22 protein-coding genes are annotated in these 22,231 nt (G+C 55.0%); 6 read left to right on the plus strand and 16 right to left on the minus strand.

All coding sequences use genetic code 11. The features are described from left to right. Positions 1-64 precede the first annotated feature (64 nt). The 5 genes from OC597_RS06290 (at position 65) to OC597_RS06310 (ending at position 5,814) form a co-directional block, all read left to right on the plus strand. Positions 65-2,107, plus strand: coding sequence for a TonB-dependent hemoglobin/transferrin/lactoferrin family receptor (locus tag OC597_RS06290; protein ID WP_261284434.1), 2,043 nt, complete (start codon positions 65-67; stop codon positions 2,105-2,107). Positions 2,108-2,170: 63 nt separating this feature from the next. Then, a complete protein-coding gene (locus tag OC597_RS06295; RefSeq protein WP_262208043.1) occupies positions 2,171-3,205 on the plus strand; it encodes a hemin-degrading factor in 1,035 nt (344 codons plus the stop codon). Continuing rightward, positions 3,202-4,032, plus strand: a complete 831-nt coding sequence (locus OC597_RS06300) for a heme/hemin ABC transporter substrate-binding protein (RefSeq protein ID WP_262208044.1) — start codon at positions 3,202-3,204, stop codon at positions 4,030-4,032. Before OC597_RS06295 ends, OC597_RS06300 begins: the two co-directional genes overlap by 4 nt. Then, positions 4,032-5,036, plus strand: coding sequence for a FecCD family ABC transporter permease (locus OC597_RS06305; protein ID WP_261255348.1), 1,005 nt, complete (start codon positions 4,032-4,034; stop codon positions 5,034-5,036). The genes OC597_RS06300 and OC597_RS06305 overlap by 1 nt, the downstream gene beginning before the upstream one ends. Next, positions 5,029-5,814, plus strand: a complete 786-nt coding sequence (locus tag OC597_RS06310) for a heme ABC transporter ATP-binding protein (protein ID WP_261284433.1) — start codon at positions 5,029-5,031, stop codon at positions 5,812-5,814. Before OC597_RS06305 ends, OC597_RS06310 begins: the two co-directional genes overlap by 8 nt. A 46-nt stretch (positions 5,815-5,860) precedes the next feature. Here OC597_RS06310 and OC597_RS06315 read toward each other — a convergent pair whose 3' ends face one another. From OC597_RS06315 to OC597_RS06385, 15 genes are all read right to left on the minus strand, one after another. Then, positions 5,861-7,303, minus strand: a complete 1,443-nt coding sequence (locus OC597_RS06315) for a protein adenylyltransferase SelO (RefSeq protein ID WP_099065550.1) — start codon at positions 7,301-7,303, stop codon at positions 5,861-5,863. Between the two features lie 252 nt (positions 7,304-7,555). Continuing rightward, positions 7,556-8,293, minus strand: a complete 738-nt coding sequence (locus OC597_RS06320; protein ID WP_261255354.1) for an EAL domain-containing protein — start codon at positions 8,291-8,293, stop codon at positions 7,556-7,558. Between the two features lie 552 nt (positions 8,294-8,845). Further along, positions 8,846-9,859 carry a lipoate--protein ligase gene (gene lplA / locus OC597_RS06325; RefSeq protein ID WP_261255357.1) on the minus strand — a complete coding sequence of 338 codons (1,014 nt, stop codon included), beginning with the start codon at positions 9,857-9,859 and terminating at the stop codon, positions 8,846-8,848. Positions 9,860-9,916: 57 nt separating this feature from the next. After that, positions 9,917-10,381, minus strand: coding sequence for an NlpC/P60 family protein (locus OC597_RS06330; protein ID WP_135316311.1), 465 nt, complete (start codon positions 10,379-10,381; stop codon positions 9,917-9,919). A gap of 172 nt (positions 10,382-10,553) precedes the next feature. Then, a complete protein-coding gene (gene arnF, locus OC597_RS06335; RefSeq protein WP_112347550.1) occupies positions 10,554-10,946 on the minus strand; it encodes a 4-amino-4-deoxy-L-arabinose-phosphoundecaprenol flippase subunit ArnF in 393 nt (130 codons plus the stop codon). Beyond that, positions 10,943-11,290 (minus strand): 4-amino-4-deoxy-L-arabinose-phosphoundecaprenol flippase subunit ArnE, encoded by a 348-nt coding sequence (gene arnE, locus OC597_RS06340; protein WP_261284431.1) that lies wholly within the window; start codon positions 11,288-11,290, stop codon positions 10,943-10,945. Before arnE ends, arnF begins: the two co-directional genes overlap by 4 nt. Next, on the minus strand, positions 11,287-12,954 hold the full coding sequence (arnT, locus tag OC597_RS06345; protein ID WP_262208049.1) for a lipid IV(A) 4-amino-4-deoxy-L-arabinosyltransferase: 1,668 nt from the start codon (positions 12,952-12,954) through the stop codon (positions 11,287-11,289). The genes arnE and arnT overlap by 4 nt, the downstream gene beginning before the upstream one ends. Next, positions 12,951-13,856: a 4-deoxy-4-formamido-L-arabinose-phosphoundecaprenol deformylase gene (gene arnD / locus OC597_RS06350; RefSeq protein WP_261255368.1), complete on the minus strand. Its 906-nt coding sequence runs from the start codon at positions 13,854-13,856 to the stop codon at positions 12,951-12,953. The genes arnT and arnD overlap by 4 nt, the downstream gene beginning before the upstream one ends. Further along, complete coding sequence (gene arnA, locus OC597_RS06355; protein WP_261255370.1) at positions 13,853-15,835, minus strand: bifunctional UDP-4-amino-4-deoxy-L-arabinose formyltransferase/UDP-glucuronic acid oxidase ArnA; 1,983 nt, start codon at positions 15,833-15,835, stop codon at positions 13,853-13,855. Before arnA ends, arnD begins: the two co-directional genes overlap by 4 nt. Continuing rightward, the gene (gene arnC / locus OC597_RS06360) at positions 15,835-16,815 is read right to left on the minus strand and encodes an undecaprenyl-phosphate 4-deoxy-4-formamido-L-arabinose transferase (protein WP_261255373.1); all 981 of its coding nucleotides are present in this window, start codon (positions 16,813-16,815) and stop codon (positions 15,835-15,837) included. The genes arnA and arnC overlap by 1 nt, the downstream gene beginning before the upstream one ends. Continuing rightward, complete coding sequence (gene arnB, locus OC597_RS06365; RefSeq protein WP_261255374.1) at positions 16,802-17,956, minus strand: UDP-4-amino-4-deoxy-L-arabinose aminotransferase; 1,155 nt, start codon at positions 17,954-17,956, stop codon at positions 16,802-16,804. The genes arnC and arnB overlap by 14 nt, the downstream gene beginning before the upstream one ends. Before the next feature lie 400 nt (positions 17,957-18,356). Then, positions 18,357-19,112, minus strand: coding sequence for a vitamin B12 ABC transporter ATP-binding protein BtuD (btuD, locus tag OC597_RS06370; RefSeq protein ID WP_261423733.1), 756 nt, complete (start codon positions 19,110-19,112; stop codon positions 18,357-18,359). Positions 19,113-19,135: 23 nt separating this feature from the next. Further along, positions 19,136-19,687 carry a glutathione peroxidase gene (locus OC597_RS06375; protein ID WP_262208051.1) on the minus strand — a complete coding sequence of 184 codons (552 nt, stop codon included), beginning with the start codon at positions 19,685-19,687 and terminating at the stop codon, positions 19,136-19,138. Between the two features lie 41 nt (positions 19,688-19,728). Beyond that, positions 19,729-20,736: a vitamin B12 ABC transporter permease BtuC gene (gene btuC, locus OC597_RS06380; RefSeq protein WP_261284428.1), complete on the minus strand. Its 1,008-nt coding sequence runs from the start codon at positions 20,734-20,736 to the stop codon at positions 19,729-19,731. A gap of 175 nt (positions 20,737-20,911) precedes the next feature. Further along, entirely contained in the window at positions 20,912-21,352 is a 441-nt protein-coding gene (locus tag OC597_RS06385; RefSeq protein ID WP_261255380.1) for a DUF2502 domain-containing protein, read from the minus strand. A 232-nt stretch (positions 21,353-21,584) separates the two neighbouring features. Between OC597_RS06385 and OC597_RS06390 the strand changes: the two genes are divergently transcribed. After that, the gene (locus OC597_RS06390; protein ID WP_261255381.1) at positions 21,585-21,716 is read left to right on the plus strand and encodes a hypothetical protein; all 132 of its coding nucleotides are present in this window, start codon (positions 21,585-21,587) and stop codon (positions 21,714-21,716) included. 215 nt (positions 21,717-21,931) lie between these two features. On the opposite strand, the gene ihfA is transcribed toward OC597_RS06390, so the two are convergent. Continuing rightward, complete coding sequence (gene ihfA / locus OC597_RS06395) at positions 21,932-22,228, minus strand: integration host factor subunit alpha (protein ID WP_004943604.1); 297 nt, start codon at positions 22,226-22,228, stop codon at positions 21,932-21,934. Between the last annotated feature and the right edge of the window lie 3 nt (positions 22,229-22,231).

Genomic DNA, 22,231 nt, shown 5'->3' on the forward strand with positions numbered 1-22,231 from the left:
TCGTTTTTGATCCAGGCAGCCAGCAAATCTATTGATATGTTTAAAACATACGGAGAGTTGCGACATGCCTCTGACCTATTCCACCCGGCTGCGTTTATCCGCATTGAGTCTGGCGATTGCCTGTGCTCTGCCGACGGTGACTTTTGCACAAACCAGCAGTACCCCTGCTTCTTCCACGACGACGCCGGTAAAAAAGGACAAAACCAGCGACGAAACCATGACCGTCGCCGCCACCGGCAACGCACGCAGCAGCTTTGAAGCACCAATGATGGTCACGGTGATCGAGGGCAATACGCCTGAAAGCCAGACCGCCACCAGCGCCGCCGATATGCTACGCCGCGTACCGGGGCTTACCGTCAATGGTACCGGCCGTAGCAACGGTCAGGATGTTTCTATGCGCGGCTACGGTAAAAATGGCGTATTGACGCTGGTCGATGGCATCCGCCAGGGCACCGACACCGGGCATATTGGTGCCACCTTCCTTGATCCGGCATTGGTAAAACGCATTGAGGTGGTTAAAGGCCCCGCAGCCATGCTGTATGGCAGCGGCGCTTTGGGAGGGGTGATCGCCTATGAAACCGTGGATGCCGCCGATCTGCTGTTGCCTGGCCATGATACTGGCTACCGGGTCTACGGCACCGCCGGCAGCGGCGATCATAGCCTGGGTATGGGCGCCAGCGCCTATGGCAAGACAGACAATCTCGACGGCCTGTTGTCGTTCGGTACCCGTGACGTCGGCGATCTACGCCAGGGCAACGGCTTTGATACCCCCAACGATGAAACCATCAGCAATGTGCTGGCCAAGGGAACCTGGAAAATCGATGATGCTCAGTCACTGAGCGGCGATCTGCGCTATTACAATAACAGCGCCCGTGAGCCAAAAAACCCGCAGGAACCCGATTTTTCCCGCAGTAATCCTATGACCCAACGCTCGACTATCCAGCGCGATGCGGCGTTGAGCTATAAGCTGAAACCGCTAAATCAGCAATGGCTGGACGCCGACGTTAAGGTGTATACCTCAGAAGTCAAAATTAACGCTCACGATGCCGGCTCCACGGATGAATTCCGTAAGCAAACCACCCACGGCGCCAAACTGGAAAACCGCACCCGCCTGTTTGCCGACAGTTTCGCTTCGCACCTGCTGACCTACGGTTCAGAAAGCTATCAACAAAAACAAGCGCCAGGCGGCGCCACTACCAGCTTCCCACAGGCTAAAATCGACTTCGCCTCGGGCTGGTTGCAGGATGAAATTACGTTGCGTGATATCCCTGTCACCCTTCTGGCGGGAACGCGTTACGACAATTACAAGGGCAGCAGCCAGGGCCATGATGATGTTAATGCGGATAAGTGGTCATCCCGCGGTGCACTGACCTATTCACCTACCGATTGGTTGATGTTGTTCGGCTCTTATTCCCAGGCTTTCCGCGCACCTACCATGGGCGAAATGTACAATGACTCCAGGCACTTTCCCGGCAATTATTGGGTGCCCAACCCAAATCTGAGACCTGAAACCACCAGCACCGCGGAGTACGGTTTCGGCCTGCGCTTCGACGATTTACTGATGGCTGACGATAACCTGCAGTTCAAAGCCAGCTACTTCGACACCGATGCCAAAGACTACATCAGCCTGTACGTCACCCGGACTCAGACTGCCTCGCAAAATATCTCACGCGCTAAAATCTGGGGTTGGGATACGTCGCTGAGCTATCAAACCCCGTGGTTTAATTGGGATCTGGCCTACAACCGTACGCGCGGTAAAGATAAGTCACGCAGCGGTGAGTTGAACGGCAACAGCGGCGAATGGCTAAGCGACATCAACCCGGATACGGTTACCAGTTCACTTGACGTCCCTTTGGGTGAAAGCGGCCTGTCGACCGGTTGGGTAGCGACCTTCGCCGAAAGATCCACCCACGTGGCAACCGGCACGGCGGAACAAGGCGGCTATGGCGTCAACGATTTCTACCTCAGCTATAAAGGCCGTGAGCGCCTGCAAGGCGTCACCACCACGGTGGTGCTGGGCAACGCCTTTGATAAAGAATATTACTCGCCACAGGGCATTCCGCAGGATGGGCGTAATGCCAAACTGCTGGTCAGCTATCAGTGGTAACGTTTTGAATCCGGCGGGCAAGCCGATTGCCCGCCGATTGAACCTCACACAGGAGAACACCCTATGAGCAATACCCTATACGCACGCTACCAACAGGCAAAAATCGATAACCCGGGCAAATATGCGCGCGATCTGGCTGAGCTGCTTGGCGTCAGTGAAGCGGAACTGACCCACGCCCGCGTCGGTCAGGATACCCGTCGCCTGCAGGCGGATGCCCGTACCCTGCTGACCGAACTCGAGCAGGTCGGCATGACCAAATCCATCACCCGCAACAGCTACGCGGTACATGAGCAAATGGGCCGCTATCGCAACCAGCACCTGAACGGCCACGCCGGGCTGATCCTGAACCCCCGTGAGCTGGATCTGCGCCTGTTCCTCAACCAGTGGGCCAGCGCTTTTGCCATGAGTGAAACCAATAAGCGCGGCGTGCGTCACAGCATTCAGTTCTTCGATCATCAGGGCGACGCACTGCATAAGGTGTACACCACCGATGAAACCGATTTGCCGGCCTGGATGGCGCTGGTTGAACGCCACCTGAACGCAGAAAACCCAGCACTGGCGCTGCAACCGGCAGACGCTACGGTCAGCAACGCAGTGTCAGATGCCGACAAGATCGACCAGGAATGGCGTGCCATGACCGACGTTCACCAGTTCTTCCAGTTGCTGAGCCGCAATAAACTGACCCGTCAGCAAGCCTTCCGCGCCGTCGGCAACGATTTGGCCTATCGGGTCGATAACAGCGCCCTGAACCAATTGCTTAACGCCGCGATGGGCCTGCAGAACGAGATCATGATTTTTGTTGGCAACCGGGGCTGCGTGCAGATCTTCACCGGTCAGATTGAACGTCTGATGCCGCAGGAAGGCTGGATCAACGTGTTTAACCGCCGTTTCACCCTGCACCTGATCGAAGACGCGATCGCCGAAAGCTGGATCACCCGCAAACCGACCAAAGACGGTTTCGTTACCAGCCTGGAACTGTTTGCCGCCGACGGCACACAGATCGCCCAACTTTACGGCCAACGCACCGAAGGCCAGCCGGAACAAACCCAGTGGCGTGAGCAGGTCGCCGCGCTCGAACCCAAGGACATTGCCGCATGAAACCCTCATTGACCCGTCGTCTGGCGTGGTGCATTGCGCTGGCGCTGCCGTTCACCGCTGCGGCGGCGGAACGTATTGTCTCGATAGGCGGTGACGTCACCGAAATTGCCTTCGCACTGGGCGCGGGCGATGAAGTGATAGCGCGAGACAGCACCAGCCTGCAGCCGCAAGCGGTTAAAAAACTGCCGGACGTCGGTTACATGCGCCAACTCAACGCCGAAGGGATTTTGGCGCTAAAACCCACGCTGGTGCTGACCACCGAGTTAGCCGAACCGGCGCTGGTACTCAAACAGCTGGAAGAAAGCGGCGTTAAAGTGGTGCGCATTCCCGGTGATACAACCTTGCAAAGCGTGCCGGAAAAAATCGACGTGATCGCCAATGCGTTGCAGCGAGTCGACCAGGGTAAGCAGTTAAGTAGCCGCTACCAGCAGCAATTGGCGGTGGTGAAAACCGATGCGCTGCCGGTCAGGGTATTGTTCGTCATGAGCCACGGCGGCATTACGCCAATGGCCGCCGGACAACACACTGCCGCCGATGCGGTCATCACCGCTGCGGGTCTGAAGAACGCCATGCAAGGATTCAGCCGCTATCGCCCACTGTCGCAGGAAGGCGTAATTGCCAGCGCCCCCGACCTGCTGTTGGTCACTACTGACGGCATAAAAACGCTCGGCGGCGAACAACAGCTGTGGAAATTGCCGGGCATCGCACTCACCCCGGCGGGTAAACAGCACCGGGTGTTGGTGGTTGACGATATGGCGTTGTTGGGCTTTGGGCTGGAAACACCGGCCGCGCTGGCCGAGCTGCGTCGTGCGGCGGAGCAAAAGTAATGCGCAGTCGCACCTCCCCCCGTCTGGCGATCACCGGCCTGTTGGTGCTGCTGATGTTGTTGGCGCTGGGCGCCGCCAATCTGGGTGCGTTAACGCTGTCGTTTCGCACCCTGTGGCAACAGCCCTTCAGCGACACCGCCTGGCATATCTGGCTGAACATCCGCCTGCCGCGCGTACTGCTGGCAGTGGTGATAGGCTGTGCGTTGGCGGTGTCTGGTGCCGTGATGCAAGGGCTGTTTCGTAACCCATTGGCCGATCCCAGCCTGTTGGGCATCAGCAGCGGCGGCGCGCTGTTTGTTGCGCTGATTATCGTTATGCCGTTGGCCCTGCCACCGGTAATTGCCCTGTATGGACACATGCTGGCAGCGTTTCTCGGCAGCCTGTTGGTCTCACTGTTGATCTACGGCATCAGCCGCAGCGGTCACGGTAGCCTGTCACGCCTGTTGCTGGCGGGTATCGCCATCAACGCCCTGTGCATGGCGGCGATTGGTGTGCTGTCTTACCTCAGTAGCGACCAGCAACTGCGCCAGTTTTCATTGTGGATGATGGGCAGCCTGAGCCAGTCCCAGTGGCCAACGTTGGTGGTTTCCGCTTCGTTGATCCTGCCGGCCACCCTGCTGACGCTGTTACAGGCGCGCCGCCTGAACCTGCTGCAACTGGGTGATGAAGAGGCGCATTACCTGGGGGTGAATGTTCAGCGGGCCAAACTGCAACTGCTGCTGCTAAGCGCATTGTTGATTGGTGCAGCGGTGGCGATGAGCGGCGTGATTGGTTTCATCGGGCTGGTGGTGCCGCACCTGGTACGCATGCGCCTCGGTGGCGACCATCGCTGGCTGCTGCCCTGCTCCGCACTCGGTGGCGCTTGCCTGCTGCTGGTCAGCGATACGCTGGCGCGCACCCTGGTGGCACCGGCAGAAATGCCGGTCGGCTTGATGACCAGCCTGATCGGCGGCCCTTACTTTTTATGGCTGGTGATGCGCCAGCGGGAGCGTGTGGGTGGATAACTCATCAAGCCTGACGGCGCAGCAATTACGTTACAGCCTGGGTTCACGCCGGCTGATCAACGACGTCTCACTCAGTATTGCCAGCGGTGAAATGGTGGCGATTATCGGGCCGAACGGCGCGGGAAAATCGACGTTACTGCGCCTGTTAACCGGTTATCTGGCACCAGGCTGTGGCGAATGCCAGTTGCTTGGCCGACCGCTGGAACAGTGGCAGCCGCAGCAGTTGGCGAAAGTGCGCGCGGTGATGCGCCAACACAGCGATCTGGCCTTTCCCTTTACCGTCGAAGAAGTGGTCAGCATGGGGCGCGCACCGCACGGCAAGCGCGACGCACAGCAGGCGGTACAGCAAGTGATGGCACAAACCGACTGTCTCGAATTGGCCCAGCGTGATTATCGACAGCTTTCTGGCGGCGAACAGCAACGGGTACAGCTTGCCCGCGTGCTGGCACAGCTTTGGCAACCACAGCCCACGCCGGCCTGGCTGTTTCTCGACGAACCGACCTCGGCGCTGGATCTCTACCACCAGCAACATACGCTGAGGCTGCTGCGCACGTTGACGCGGCAACAACCGATTGCCGTATGCTGTGTATTGCACGATCTCAATCTGGCCGCACTGTACGCGGACCGCATTTTATTGCTGCATCAGGGGCAATTGGTCGCTACGGGCACGCCGCAGGAAGTGTTGCAGGCGGATATACTCACCCGCTGGTATCAGGCGGATCTCGGGGTGGTTCACCACCCGGAAGTGGCGCTACCGCAAGTGTATTTGCGTCAGTAGGGCTATAACGGGTGCGGCAAGCCGCACCCGTTATCTTTTACCCCCATCAGCTCGAGCAGGAGATCTCCAGATGTTTGCCCCAATCCGGCGGCAACGCGGCGAGATCGTCATATTCCGGCTTGTCGGCAAACGGCGTCAGCAAAGCCTGATGCAGGCGAGCCAGCTTACTGACATCATCCTGTTCGGCGCTTTCAATCGCCTGCTGCGCCAGATAGTTGCGCAGGATCAGCTTCGGGTTCACCGCTTTCATTGCCTGTTGCCGTTCGGCATCACTCACCTGCTCCTGCTGCAAGCGTTGACGGTACTGCTGGTACCAACCGTCAAACGCGGCGCGGTCAATAAACTCATCCCGCAGCGGTGACTGCGCCTGCTGCTGCTCCGTCTGGCTCAACAGGCGGAAGGTACGGCTGTAGTCTCGGCCCTCTTGCGCCATCAGGCTCAACAACCCGGTCAGCAGGCTGTTATCTTGCGACGACTGAGTGAAGAAACCGAGTTTGGCACGCATCTGTTCGCCATAAGCCTGCATCAGGGCCGGTTCGTAGGCCGCCAGCGCATTCTGTAGCTGTTCGGTACTCATCAGCCCGGACAGGGTCTGTGCCAGCCGGTGAAGGTTCCACAGCGCCACCGCTGGCTGATTATCATAGGCGTAACGCCCCTGGTGATCCGAATGGTTGCAAATGTAGTCAGGTTTGTAGTCGTCGAGGAAACCATACGGGCCGTAGTCGATGGTAATGCCCAGGATCGACATGTTATCGGTATTCATTACGCCGTGAGCGAAACCGACGGTCTGCCAATGAGCAATCAACCGCGCGGTGCGTTCAACCACGTCGGTAAACCACTGCAGATAGCCATCACTCTGATCTTGAAACTGCGGCCAGTGGCGGGCAATAACAAAATCGGCCAACTGTTGCACCTGCTCCGGCTGCTTTCGATAATAGAAATGTTCAAAATGGCCGAAACGCACGTGGCTTTCCGCTACGCGCAATAGCATCGCACCGCGCTCCGGTTGTTCACGGTAGACAGGTTGCTCACTGGTGACGATGGTCAACGCGCGCGTAGTGGGAATACCCAGATGATGCAGTGCCTCGGAGGCCAGGAACTCACGGATCACCGAGCGCAGGACCGCACGGCCGTCGCCCATGCGCGAATACGGCGTCAGGCCGGCCCCTTTCAGGTGCCAGTCCATGCTGCGGCCATCGGCCAGTCGTTGTTCACCCAGCAGAATGCCGCGACCGTCACCCAACTGCCCGGCCCAGACGCCGAACTGGTGGCCACTGTACACCTGAGCCAGCGGGCGCATGCCCGGCAGCAGTGTTTCACCCGCCCAAATCGGGGTTTTATCCTGGGTAAACCAGCTTTCGTCCAACCCCAGTTCTCGGGCCAGCGGCTCGCTGTGATACAGCAGCCGGGTGCCCTGCAGCGGCGTGGGGTTCAATTCGGTATAAAAACCGGTTAACTGTTGATGGTAAGCGTTTTCAAACTGCGGCATAGGCCCTCCGTTCCACCTAGTGTAGAGCTTGGGCGTGGTGATTAACACAGAGGAAATGCAGGGAGAACGCATCTGCCTGAAACCAGGACAGATGCGCATGGTTCAACGTTTATGCCGATATGGCTTAAAAGCCCTTTTGCGCTGATAGATAAAATACTTTATCAGCGAGAAAATCATGATGAATAACAGCGCAGGAATCACAGCAAACATCATCCAGTCCATTATTGGCCCCATTGTGTGTAGTAAGTACTGTCAATTATTGTTATTGAACTCATCGGGTGTTACCCGTAACGCTGCCAGATTATCCACACCAACGCTGGGCCATAAAAAACCTTGTAGACCAAAAACGCCGGCGTGTCTGAGCTTATTAAAATACTCCTCCTTCTCTATTCCTTCGACGATCACTCCCTTGCACAGCAAATTGATATTCTTTAATAGCGAGTCGATCACTACGTCATAACCCTGATGGTTGAACAACTGCCAGTAAAAACGCTTATCGATTTTCACGTAGTCGAATAGCCCATCATACAATGCGGTCAGAGTCGCCTGGCCGGAACCAAAGTCATCCAGCCACAGTGAGAACTTCTCGCTAAGCTGACGGATCTTTGCATTGTTTTTTCCTGCTGAAAGATTCGGAAAACCCTCGCTGATTTCAAAGGCAATAAATGGCCACTGTCTGATGCGCTCACACAATTGAGCGTCAGAGAGAATCAAATCGACCAGGGGTTCTTCAACATTAAGGGTCAACAGCACGTCGTTTTCGACAAACCAGGTGGCATGCTGTTCTGCCAAACTCAATTGCTCATTAAATAACTCAATCCTTTGCTCGTAGGTCAATAAATTAATCCCAATGTCAGCCGGCATCGCCAAATCACCGTCCAGACTATTAAAACGGTTCAAAATTTCCACCGCTAACAGCCTGCCCTCCATTGAGTAAACAGGTTGAAAAACATAGCTACTAATAAAGTCAGCTTCGAATTGGATTTTCATTTCAGTGCCATAGGCTGAATGGCGAACATCTCATCGTATATCAATATATTTTATCGATCAATCCCTGTGGGATTAATCGGAAATATCAATGCAGCCAGTGATAACTTATCATTTAATTGATAGATTAAAGCTATATTGACCAGGCAAAATGCAACATAAAAAACAATTTGGCTTAAGGCAAAAAATAGAGCGCCAGGCATGAATTTAAGTCATATTTAGCTTAAGGAATAGGGTAATTCTGAAAATTTGACTTATCGCCATTGTTTTAATTAAAGAAATTCCTATTAACCGATAAATATCAAATCCGCCCCCCGGACTCATGTACGAAGAAGTGACATCAACTGATTAAATTTAATAACGCATCAATTCTTCGCGTTATTCTCTGCATTGAATCCGCAAAAAAATGCCCACCTTGCTTTTTGGGGAAATTATGCTACCTCAGTGTTTTCACTGCATTTTTACAGAAAGGGATAACGTCAGGAAAGAGGGAGCAAACTCGTGGCATAAAAAAGGGATGAGTCACCTCATCCCGGAACGTTCAGGATCCGAACGTTATTTGATCGTTTCAAGCAACCATTGCCGCAGTTCGGTTAATTCAGCGGCCTGTTCTGGGAACTGCGCAATCAAAGTGTCGCAGCAATTAGCCAGCGCCTCACTGCGATAGGCACAACCCACCAGCATCTCGGCCAACCGCTGTAACGGTGCCGGACTGAGACTGTCGGTGAAAATCTGCGCCCGGCAGATCAAGCCTTTCTCTACGTCAAAGAAGATATCCACCCCACCCCAGACAAACCGCTCATTCAGCAAATGACTGAATGCCGGTGCCTTGCCAAAATTCCATTCCCAACTGCTTTGTTTGGCAAACTGAGTGGCAAAATCCGGCAGATCCGGGTAAACATCCGGAGAAATGATTTCCGCTTTGGCCGTTTCACCATAGTGATCAAAGAACGCCTGAGTCACCGCGTCGCACACCTGTTGGTGGCTGATATCGGGTTTAAACTCCGCCAGATTGGCAACCCGTGACCGCACCGAAGTAATGCCCTTGGCCTGTAACTTTTTTGGGTCTGGATTAAGGTAATCCGCCAGGCGGTTGAGATCGGCGTTCAATAATAGCGTGCCATGGTGGAACCCGCGATCCTGGGTTTCCCGGTAGGCCGAACCGGAGATTTTACGCACGCCCTCTGCGGTATCAATCACCAGATCATTACGCCCCGATGCGCTGGCGGAAATACCCAACTGAGCCAGCGCTTGCAGAATAATGCCGGTAGAAACGGTTTTATCGTAACCGGGTTTGCCTGCCATAAAGGTAAAACAGGTATTGCCCAAATCGTGAAATACCGCCCCACCGCCGCTGCTGCGCCGCGCCAGGCGAATACCGTCCTGCTCCATCCTGCGGGTGTTGCACTCTTTCCACGGGTTTTGTGACTGACCGATTACCACGGTTTCGGCATTGCGCCATAGGAACAAAATTTTCTGCGTGGTCATTTCGCGGAAGATGCACTCTTCGACGGCAAGATTGAACCAGGGATCGTAGGAGTCGGAAATCAGTAGGCGTAAGTTATTCATGGCGGTCACCGTTAAGGACGTGATACCGCCATGATACACCAAATCAAAGGGTTAAGACTAAATGCGGCGCGCCTGCCAGTAGACCTTCTTCCAGTAGACGTTATTCAGTGAGGAGCGCATCACGCCACGGCTGGTTGAGGCGTGGATAAACTGATCGTTGGTGTCATAAATGCCCACATGCAAACCGTTCTCACCGCCGCCGGTTTTGAAAAACACCAGGTCGCCGGGCATTAACTCATCGCGCGACACTTTGGTCCCCAGCGAGGTTTGCGCCTCAGTAGAACGTGGCAATTGCATATCGAAACGATCGCTGAAGGTGCGATAAACGAATCCGGAACAGTCAACACCGCCGCGATCTAACCCGCCATAGCGATAGGGCGCGCCATACCATTGACGCAGTTGCTCATTTAACTGAGCGACAACCACGATGGAGTCGGCCAATCGGCCACTGGGTGGCGGCGCATGGCTGCTGCAACCGGCAAGAATTAAACTGGCTAATAAAAACCAAATACGCATCCGCATAATATCCCTTCATTGAACAGATTGCCGCATCATGCCGTCCGGTAAGCTTACCGCCTGCGAGGCAAAGCCGGCACCAAGTAAGGTGAGCGCCATTTTGGGCTAATTTATCCCCCTGCGGGGGAAAAAGGCAAGCATGCTGAAGGAGATAATCGAATTGACGCCGGTTTTTACGCTATTCGGGCGTTTTTACCTTGGCCTGACTGTTAATCAGCCACACGCCAAACAGGATGAACAACGTGCCCAGCGTTTTCAGCAGCGTGGCGGATTCGTTAAACCAGGGCAGGATCACCGCCGCCAGGTAGACCAGCGCATAACTCACGCTCAGCAACGGATAAGCCCGGTTAAGCGGCAAATGGTGCAGCGCGAAGAACCAGCACAGCATGGACAGCGCATAGCCGAAAATACCGCCGCTGACCGTCAGTAAGGGCAACCAGTACTGAATAAACAGGTTAAGCGTGACGTCGGCAAACGACATCAATGGGATCTGGGCCATGCCCCATTTCATCAGTAACTGCGCCAACGTGACCAACAGCACGCTGGCTGCGCCCCAGGCGTAACCTCTCATGGATTGATACTCATCAGCAGGATCCCCAGCATGATCGAAGCCACCCCGAACCAGTGACGTGCGGTAGTGGGTTCTTTAAACAACCAACGGGCAGCGAGTGTGACCAGCACAAAATTTATGCTGAGCGTCGGGTAGGCCAGGCTAAGAGGCAAACGCTGCAGCACATTGAGCCACACCGCCATACCCAGCCCCAGCAGCAATACGGCCAGTGCCAACCAACGCAGCGTTACCCCACGTCTGACGTCGGGGGGTAACTGCCAACTCTGGGCCGCTTGTTTCTGGCACAGCTGCCCACCACAGGTGAGCAGGCTGACCACAACCACTAACAAATAGCCGATGATCATGGCTGCTGAGAGTACCAGAACAATGCCAGACGGTTCATCACTTGCACCTTATCCGCTGCCGGCAGGTTCTGCTCATCGATACTTTCGCCGCGCGACAGCTGCAATACCAGTGAGACATCGCCCTGCTTGCGTGCCTGAGCCAGCCACTGCGGGAAATCGCTGTCGCTGATGAAATGGCTGCGAGCATCCGGATAGTCCAAACCGTAGGACACCTCTCCCTTCTGGTTAAACATCAGTACGTCGCTGCGCTTCAACTCCCAGGCCAATCCCGCGGCGACACCCACGCTGTCGGTCAATACATAGCGACTGTGGCTTAACTCAGCCATATTCACCTGTGCGAAGTTTTGCGGCAGCTTGGAGTCGGTCACCTGCTGCGGAATAGCATAACCAATCAGCAGACACAGCAGTAATGGACAGGCCGCCGCCCAGCTCCAGCGCTGCGAGTTATTGCGCACCGAGACTACGGCAAACAGCAACCAGCCGGCAAAGGCGATAATGCCGATAACAATTTTCGGCCATTCCTGTGCGGTAAACAAGTGCACCTTCGGCAGCAGGCCCGCGCCAATAACCAACAGTGCTACTATGCCAATCAAACCAAACAAGCCGTTTAATGCCGCGTTAACCTTGAATACCTTGCTGCGCAACGCCGCAACGCAGTCCTCGGCATAAGCCACCATCAGCAACGCCAACGGTGCCATACACGGCAAGATATAGGTCGGTAACTTACCCTTGGCGATACTGAAGAAGATCAACGGCATCATCACCCAGCTCAGCAAGAAGAACAGCTCCGGGCGTTGAACACGTTCACGCCAGCCTTTAAGCAGTGACCCTGGCAGCAACGCCAACCATGGCAACACTGCAGCCATAAGAATCGGGATGTAATACCAGAACGGCGCTTTATGCTGCGCGTTATCTTCAGCGAAGCGTTGAATGTGCTCGACCCAGAAGAAGTAGTTCCAGAAATCCGGCTCGCGTTGTGCGATGGCGAGCGCCCACGGCAAACTCAGCAGCACCGCCACTACGATCGCCACTGGACCGTAGATCAACAGGTCCTTGATTCGCCGCTGCTGAATGACTATCGGGATCACCGCAATCACCGGCACCGCCAGCGCCAGGAATCCCTTGGTCATAAAGCCCATGCCACAGGCCAGTCCCAACAGCACGTATCCGCCCAGTTTGCCTTTGACCGTGGTGGCTTTCAGCGTCAGGTAATAGCTGACCATCGCGGCGGCCAACCACAACGAGATCATCGGATCCAATACGCTGTAGGTGCCGATGCTGAACACCAGCACCATTGACAGGAAAATCAGCACCGCCATGCAGGCACGGTTGGCATTGCGCCACATCAGCATCGCCAGTGTAAACACCAGCAGCGCCGTCATACCGGTACTGAACACCGAACCGAAACGTACCGCAAAGTTGGTATCACCAAACAGCCATTGGCTGATGTTGTTGAACCAGTATCCAGCCACTGGCTTTTCAAAATAACGCAGGCCAAGCAAGTGTGGTACTACCCAGTCGCCGCGCTGAAGCATTTCACGGCTAATTTCTGCGTAGCGAGTTTCATCTGGTTGCCACAGCAGGCGACCGTTAAGTGGGATCAGGTAAACCAGAGCAAAAAAAATGGCCAACAAGATGGCCCAGGATCCTTTTAGCGCCTTCATGAATCGTCCTTCACATCGGTTTGACAACCCAGCCAACCTTCGCGGCCAGAGAAAGGAGCACGCTCAACGCGGCCCAATGGCAATGAAGCCAAATCTTGCGGCAACAAAGCGCTTAACGGACAGAATTCTATGCCCTGCCGTTGCGCCCGCTGCAGTAACTGTTCAAACATAGCGGCCTGTGACATCCCTTCCACTTCAGTGTGAATGGTGTACACCGGCACGCCGCGATCGTTTTCAATCGCCTGCAGAATGTAATCGTTGAAGTCCGCCATGCTGACTTCACTGCCAATCACCTCATCAAAGGTAGGTAGCGTGACCGGGATTTGCACGGTGCCCAGACGACCATCGCTTAACAGCGGACGGAAAGGATGGGTACCACGACAGTCGCTGTTGTAGTGAAAACCAAAGCGCTGCTTCACTTCCAGCACCCGCGTGTCGGCACGCCAACCGGCAACCGCCGAGCATTTGACCGGCTGGCCGGTACTGGCTGACAACGCATCCACCCCAAGCTGAACCTGTTGCGTCAGTTCCGCCTCAGACCACCGGCCGACCTTGGCCTGCCACCCCTGATGATCCCAGGCGTGCAGCCCTACCTCATGCCCGGCCTGCGCAGTAAGCTTCATCAACGGCCCCAGAGTGCGAGAAATATTGCGCCCCGGCCAGGCGGTGCCGGCCAGCAGAATATCCCAGCCATACAGCGATGCGGCATTCGAGCGCAGCATTTTCCACAGGAATTTCGGACGCAAAAGGCGCCACAGATGGCGCCCCATATTGTCCGGTCCTACGCTGAAGAAGAAACTGGCCTGAATATTGTACTTGTCAAACAGCTCCAGCAACTGCGGTACCCCTTCCCGGGTACCGCTGAAGGTATCTACATCAACTCGCAGACCGACTTTCTTCATGCACCATCGCCTTCCTGAACGGTAGTGCGCAGGAAGTAATCCAGCGTGTCGGCAACGGTTTGCTGCATCGCGATAGTCGGCTGCCAATCCAGCAGGCGACGGGCATTCTTGATGCTCGGCGTACGGTGTTCAACGTCCTGATAACCTTTGCCGTAGTAGCTGCTGCTTTCAACATCCTTAAAGCCGGCAAACGGCGGGAAGCGATCGCGCAGCGGGTGGCGATTGAAGCTTTCGAGCAGCATTTCCGCCAGTTCACGGATGCTGGCCTCGTTGGTCGGGTTACCGATGTTGACGATCTGGCCATCGCACAGGCCATCACGGTTTTCGATAATGCGGAACAGCGCCTCGATACCGTCGTTGATATCAGTAAAGCAGCGTTTTTGTGCCCCACCGTCCATCAGTTTGATCGGCGAACCTTCCACCAGGTTGAGGATCAACTGGGTGATAGCACGGGAAGAACCGATACGCGCGGCGTCCAGGTTATCCAGACGTGGGCCCATCCAGTTAAACGGACGGAACAGGGTAAACTTCAGCCCTTCCTTGGCACCGTAGGCCCAGATCACCCGGTCCAGCAACTGCTTGGACACCGAGTAAATCCAGCGCTGTTTGTTGATCGGCCCGACGATCAGGCGGGAGTGATCTTCGTCGAATTCCTTGTCGTCACACATGCCGTACACTTCGGAAGTGGACGGGAAGATAATGCGCTTGTTGTATTTCACACAGTCGCGAACGATTTTCAGGTTTTCTTCGAAATCCAGCTCGAACACGCGCAGTGGGTTGCGGGTGTATTCGATCGGCGTGGCAATAGCTACCAGCGGTAGGATCACGTCGCATTTTTTGATGTGATACTCGATCCACTCGGAGTGGATGCTGATATCCCCTTCCACAAAGTGGAAGCGCGGGTTACCCAGGAAACGGCTGATAGCATCAGAGCCGATATCCAGACCGTAGATATCGTAACGGTCATCACGCAGCAGACGTTCGGTCAGGTGGTTACCGATAAAGCCGTTCACACCGAGGATCAGTACGCGGGTTCTGCGTTTCATCACTGCGTTAGGTTTAGCGGCCAAACGGACATCGGTGACGATGCCCATTTCCTGCGCCAGACGGCTGCCTTGCACGTACAGACCGACATCGTTTTGGCCGGCAACAATTTCCAGTGCACCTTCACCACAGGCAATCACCAGCGGAGAGGTACTGAGCACAGTACCCGGCTGCTTGTCATGCTGGGTATCCAGCACGCGGGCACGCCAGACGATCAGTTTACGCTGACCCAGGTAGCTGAAAGCCCCAGGGTAAGGTTCGGTCACTGCGCGGATCAGATTGTTAATTTCCTGCGCGGATTTATGCCACAGGATTTCACCGTCAGCCGCTGTGCGACGACCAAAATAGCTGGCATCGGCTTCGTTCTGCGCCGTGAAGGAGGCGGTGCCGTTTTTCAGCTTTGGCAGTTCCTGCTTCAGTAATACCTGCGCCGCTTCCAGCACTTTTTTGTGCAGCGTCAGCGCGGTGTCGTCTGCGGCGATTGCCACTTTTTGCTGGCCAACAATATCGCCGGCATCCGGGCGTTTGACCATTTTATGCAGCGTAGCGCCGGTTTCGGTTTCGCCATTAACCAGCGCCCAGTTCACCGGTGCGCGACCACGGTAGCGCGGCAGCAGTGAGCCATGCAGGTTAAAGCCGCCTTTTGGCGCCAGGGACAGCAGCTCTTCGCTCAGCAGGTTACGGTAATAGAATGAGAAGATAACGTCCGGTTGCAGTTGGCGAATACGTTCGATCCACAGCGGATGGTTAACGTCTTCCGGCGCATAGACCGGTAACTCCAATTCTGCACCCAGGCGGGCGACAGAGGAGAAAAAGTTGTTCTCACCAGGATCGTCGGTATGCGTGAATACCGCCTGAACATCATAGCCCGCGTCAGTCAGCGCTTTCAGACCCGCGCAGCCAATATCATGGTAAGCAAATACGATAGCTTTCATTATTCTTCTTCCTGAGTATTGTGGTTCGGTTGTTCACCGACCACTTTCTGAACAAAATAACGGGGACGAGCACGCACGTCGGTGTAGATACGACCGATGTACTCTCCCAACAGGCCCATGCCGACAAACTGGGCACCGATAAAAGTAAATAACACGGCAAACAGGGTGAACACCCCGCCGCCCGACCATTCAGGCCCCATAATCACACGCAGGGCGATCAGCAGCACCGCCAGCACAAAGCCGGAAAGCGCCACCACGCTGCCCACCACACTGAGCAAACGCAACGGCGTCGTGGTCAGGCAGGTGATCAGGTCATACATCAGATTAATCAGCTTCATCAGGCTGTATTTGGAGTCACCAAACTCGCGTTCGGCATGCAGCACGTCAATTTCAGTGGTGCGGCGGGCGAAGGTATTCGCCAGGATCGGAATAAAGGTGCTGCGCTCGTGGCAGTTCAGCATCGCCTCGATAATGTGACGACGGTAGGCGCGCAACATGCAGCCGTAGTCCCCCATCGATTTACCGGTGGCGCGTTGGATCATCATATTGATGATGCGTGAGGCGCTTTTACGGAACCAGGAGTCCTGACGATTGGCACGCACGGTACCCACCACGTCATAACCCTCTTCCGCCACCTTGACCAGACGCGGGATCTCTTCCGGCGGGTTCTGTAAATCGGCATCCAGCGTAATCACCAGATCGCCGCTCACCTGATTGAAGCCCGCCATGATTGCCGAGTGCTGACCATAGTTGCGGTTCAGCAGGACGGCAATCACACAGCTGCCCGGCTGTTCGGCCGCGGCAGTCAGCATATCGGCAGAATTGTCACTGCTGCCGTCATCGACCAGGATAATTTCATAAGCTTGGGTCAGTTGTTTACAGGCGGCGGTGGTACGTTCAAGCAAGGCAGGCAAACTTTCCTGCTCGTTGTATACCGGGATCACCACCGAAACTTTTTTTATCGGTTCAACGCGAGACACGTAACGACTCCACAACAGAAGACAAGGCTTTAACCACGCGATCAACATCGGCGTCGGTCATATCAGGGAACAGCGGCAAGGTGCACAGGCGCGCCGAGTTCCATTCGGTATTGGGCAAGGACAACTGCGGATAGCGCTCACGATAATATTTCTGGGTATGGGCGGCGCGGAAATGCAGGCCGGTACCGATGCCCACTTCTTTCAGGCGCTCCATCAGTTGGTCACGATCGATACCACAACGTTCGGCGTCGACGCGAACCATAAACAGATGCCAGGCATGGTCGTGCGGGTAATCAGGCAGCCCCAGCGGCAGGAAAGGTGACCCTTCCAGAGCGCGGAGGTAACGCTCAGCCAGCACCTTGCGGCGAGCATTAAGCTGCGGCAAACGTGCCAGTTGCACCACGGCGATGGCCGCATGAATATCGGAGAGATTGTATTTGTAGCCTGGCTCCACCACTTCGGCCTGCGGCTTACGCCCCAGTTGCTGGCGGTCAAAGGCATCAACGGCCAGGCCATGGAACTTCAGACAACGCAGGCGATCGGCCAGTTCGTCGTCGTCGGTGGCGATCAGGCCGCCTTCGGCACAGGTCAGGTTTTTAATCGCGTGGAATGAGAAAATTGCCGTGCCGCGTGCCCCTACCCACTCACCGTTATAACGGGAGCCTACCGCATGGGCGGCGTCTTCAATCAGGGGAAGGTTGTGCCGTGTAGCCACTTCACGCAATGCATCCATCTGCAACGGTGCGCCGGCGTAATGCACCGGGATAATGGCTTTGGTTTTGGTAGTGATAGCGGCTTCAACATCGCTGGCGCTGACCATTAACGTATCGCGGTCAACGTCAATCATTACCGGCGTTGCGCCAAGCAATTCGATCATGTTGAGGGTGGAAACCCAGGTTTGTGAAGGAGTGATCACTTCGTCACCCGGGCCAATGTTCAGTGCCATCAGAGTGATATGCATACCCGCAGTAGCGGAACAGACGGCAATGGCGTGTTTACAACCGAAGGTGGCACAGAACTCACTTTCCAACTGCTGATTTTGCGGCCCGGTGGTAATCCAACCTGAGCGCAATACCTTTTCTACCGCCGCGATTTCTTCATCGCCAATCGCCGGGCGTGAGAAAGGTAAAAATTGATCCATAGTTAACCCCAAACGTATCAAACTTCTTTAAAGACACTGTAGATCTCTTTTATTTAACGAATATTAAACGCCAGAGAGAATCGTTCCTGGTGGATTAACTGCCAATGTACGGCCGCAAGCTTAACTAAACCTTAAGATGCGATTTATTATCAGCTAACTATCTGATCTGCGGGGGCCATCATCATTAAATTAAATTGATTTGAAAATCAATTAGTTATAGTTATATATAATTATTAAGTTATTTTATTTGAACTTAATCATCGTAGCACGTCAGCGACGGTTTTCAAGATAGATGAGGTGATTTTGAGGAAAGAAGGGAAATAAAGCCGGTGCTTACCCGGCTATTTATATCAGGTCCGTTTAATTTTCGTTTATGGTGCATTTTCAATGCACTAACGCATCATGCCGTTTTGGTCATAATCCAGCGTTGGTCACCCACCGCCTGCAGGTGAAAATCCACGTCATAGATCTGTGAAAGCAGTACCGGCTCCATCACTTCTCGCGTGGTTCCCTGCGCAACCAGGCGCCCGGCATGCAGCAACCAAACCCGATCGGCCTGCTGTAAGGTATGGTTAAGATCGTGCGCGCAGACCAATGCGCTACGTCCACTCTGACAAAACTCCCGCAGCAGCCGATCCAGCGCCACCTTCTGCGCCACATCCAGGCTATTGGTCGGTTCATCCAGTAACAACAGTTGGCTATGAGGATTGACCGTCGGCCAAACCTGCAACAATACTGCCGCCAACCGTACCCGCTGCCATTCACCGCCGGACAACTGCGTCAACATACGCGAAAGCTTGTCCATCAGTTTCAAGCGCTGGCACAAATACACAATGGCGCTCTCCAACGCCTGTTCCGTGGCACCTGCAGGCCGGTGCAGTTCCAGATACTGGAAAACCGGCATCAGCGCCACCGGCGGCTGTTGCTGGCTGAGATAGGCACGGCGCAGCGCCAATTCATTCCCCTGATAGCCTCCCAACGGCTGCCCGGCCAACAGGATCTCTCCCGTACCGGGCAATATACCCGCCAGTCGCGCCAACAGTGTGCTCTTGCCCGCACCGTTCGGACCAATAAGGTGAAACTGCAACCCAGCATCGACCTGCGCTGAAAACGGGGCCAGACGCCCTTCCACCCCAACCTGACTGAGTTGCAGCATTGTGGATCACCGCTCCTTGTTTATTATTCGGCCAACGCCTGTTTGACGGCGGCCACCAGCGCAGGATCTTCCGGCGTGGTATCCGGGGAGAAACGTTGGATCACCTTGCCATCACGCCCGATCAGGAATTTTTCAAAGTTCCACAAAATATCGCCGGTTTGCTTCGGTGCGCGGCCCTTGCTGCTCATGCGCGTCAGGAACTCACTGCCCTGCGGGGCTACGGCTTGCGGTTCAGCAGCGATCAGCGCCTGATATAACGGATGGCGGTTCTCGCTGTTCACTTCAAGCTTGGCAAACATCGGGAACTCAACGCCAAAGGTGCCACGGCAAAACGCCAGGATCTCTTCGTTGCTGCCCGGTTCCTGTCCGAGGAATTCGTTGGACGGAAAGCCCAGTACTTCGAACCCTTGCCCACGGTAGGTTTCGTATAAGGCTTCCAGCCCTTCATATTGCTTGGTCAGGCCGCACTCCGAAGCCACATTCACCACCAGCAACACGCTGCCTTTATATTTGCCCAGCGTGGTGGATTGGTTCTCGATAGTGTCCAGCGGAATGTTATAAATCGCTTGAGTCATGGAGCTTATCCTCTTGTTTTACTTGCAGGTGAACAGAGAAACTACCTTACGCTTTTTACCCGGGTCAGTAACCAGATAAATAGCGGTGCCCCCAGCGTGGCGGTGACCACACCAATGGGTAATTCAGCCGACAACAGTGTAATACGCGCCACCACATCGGCCGCCAGCAACACGCCGGCGCCGGCCAGTGCACAGCCCGGCAATAAATAACGCTGATTCGTCAGGCCGCTGAGGCGCAGCATATGCGGTATCACCAGTCCAACAAAACCGATCACCCCCGCCAGTGCCACACTCACCCCCACCAGCCAGCCGATCGCCAGCACCAGGAGATTACGCCACAGGTGCAAAGACAACCCAAGCTGACGCGCCTGTACCTCGCCCAACGCCATAAAGTTTAGCGCCTTGCCCTGACAACACAGCCACAGCAACACCGGTAACAGCGCCAGCACCAGCCATTTTTGCCGCCAGTCGACGCCGCCAAAGCCGCCCATCATCCAGTACATCAGTTGACGCAGATCCAGGCTGGAACTGAAGTACACCGCCCAGGTCATCACCGCGCTGCACACAATGCCCAAGGCCACCCCCACCAGCAGCAGACGTGCATTGGTCAGGCGCTTACGGCGGGCAAAACTCAGCAGCAGGAAGGTCATGAACAATGCACCCACAATGGCGCTCAGGCTCATCAGCGCTACCGGCAACAGGCCGTTTCCCAACAGCACCGTGAGCACCAATGCCACCCCCGCCCCGTTCGCCACCCCCAGCAAGCCCGGTTCGGCCAACGGATTTTCAAACAATGCCTGCATCACCGCGCCGGCGACCGCCAGGCTGGCCCCCACCAACATTACCGCCAGCGCTCGCGGCAGGCGTAATTGCCAGACAAACAGCTGCGCCGCATCACTCGACCACTGTGAAGGCCAAAGCCAAATGTCGCCCGCACTGAGGCTGAAAACAAATGCCACGGCAACGCCCAGCGTTAACAACAGCAGATGCCGTTTATCGCGATGGCGTTGTTTGTGCAGCAATAAGGTAAAGGTCTGGCTGGCTGGCATAGGCGTGGAGATCCCCTGCGGGCCGTGATCAGCGGCCGAATATTGACGTCTGGGTCGAATATTAGGGGGTTAACGCCTGAAGGGAAAGCATTGCATCAGGAGAATCGTGGGAAAACAGCAGCTAATCTTGCCAGTCACCCGTAAGTGATGGCAAAACCAGCCGCCGTTGAATCAATTATCGACGCTGGTCGTTACCGTTTTGCGGATAGGGTTTACCCTGACCATTGTCATTGCCGCGTCCCTTATCATGGTCACGGCCATTGTCGCGGCCGCCGTTGTCATGATGGTTGCCGTCGTTACGATTATCGCGCTCACCGTGGAACGGGTTGCCGCCCCGATCTGGGCCACCGTGATCGTTACCCCGCGGTGGCGAAGATTGCCAACGACCACCATCCCAGTACATGCCTCGATTATTGCGCTCACCCTTGCCGCGCCCCTGGTGCTCATGCCACCACTGCGGCGGACGCCAGTCATAGCCATCCCAATAGTAACCCCGTCGGTCCTGATCCCCCAGATGCACCGCAACACCCGGTACGTTGATATCAATCGAGACATCCGCCTGCGCCGCCACCGGCAGCAGCAGCGGTAAACACACCAGCAACAGGATCTTTTTCATTTTTCGCTCCTACTTTATTTTCTCGCTGAGGGGGTTATATCAGTGCGTTTATTTTGCGCCTATCTCACCAATGCCTATTTTCAGATCGTTTTCACCTCCCTTACACATTCCATACATTCTATTTTTATTGTTTGAATAAAATAGCCGCTAACAACCTTTAACGGATCGCTGACATACCGCAAGCCTCGTCGCTATTTATAATTAAGCTGAAACCCACCAGAGAGACACTATTATGATTAAACGCATTGGACTGCTATTGACCGTTACCCTACTGTCCGTGGCGCTGAGCGCCTGCTGCTTCGGGCCTCACGGTGGTGGTCATCGTGGCGGTGGTGGACCGGGCCACTACTACAATCATTATTAACCATCAGGGGCCTCGGCCCCTGTTTTATTTCCAATATTACCAGAAAGTAAAATATCCATAAGAATAATCCGCAAGCCATAGATTATTTTAATTTGAAAAACTGACGTCAATATTATTGAGTGGGAATATTTATTCTCCGTAGATTAAGAATAAACTGAATTTTTCCTTTAAAAAGAAAAAGGCCGCAAAAGCGGCCTTTTTTGGTTTCATACAACTTACTCTTTCGGGCTTGCGTTCTCTACCCGACTTTTCAGTTTTTGCCCTGGACGGAAAGTGACCACGCGCCGCGCCGTAATCGGAATGTCCTCGCCGGTCTTCGGGTTACGCCCCGGACGTTGGTTCTTGTCACGCAAATCAAAATTGCCAAAACCTGACAGTTTAACCTGCTCACCGTTTTCAAGAGCACGACGAACCTCTTCGAAAAACAGTTCTACCAGGTCTTTGGCATCCCGTTTGCTAAGCCCAAGCTTTTCAAACAGGTGTTCTGACATTTCAGCTTTAGTAAGCGCCATAGG

The sequence above is a fragment of the Serratia proteamaculans genome (assembly GCF_946227095.1).
GTDB lineage: Bacteria > Pseudomonadota > Gammaproteobacteria > Enterobacterales > Enterobacteriaceae > Serratia > Serratia proteamaculans_E.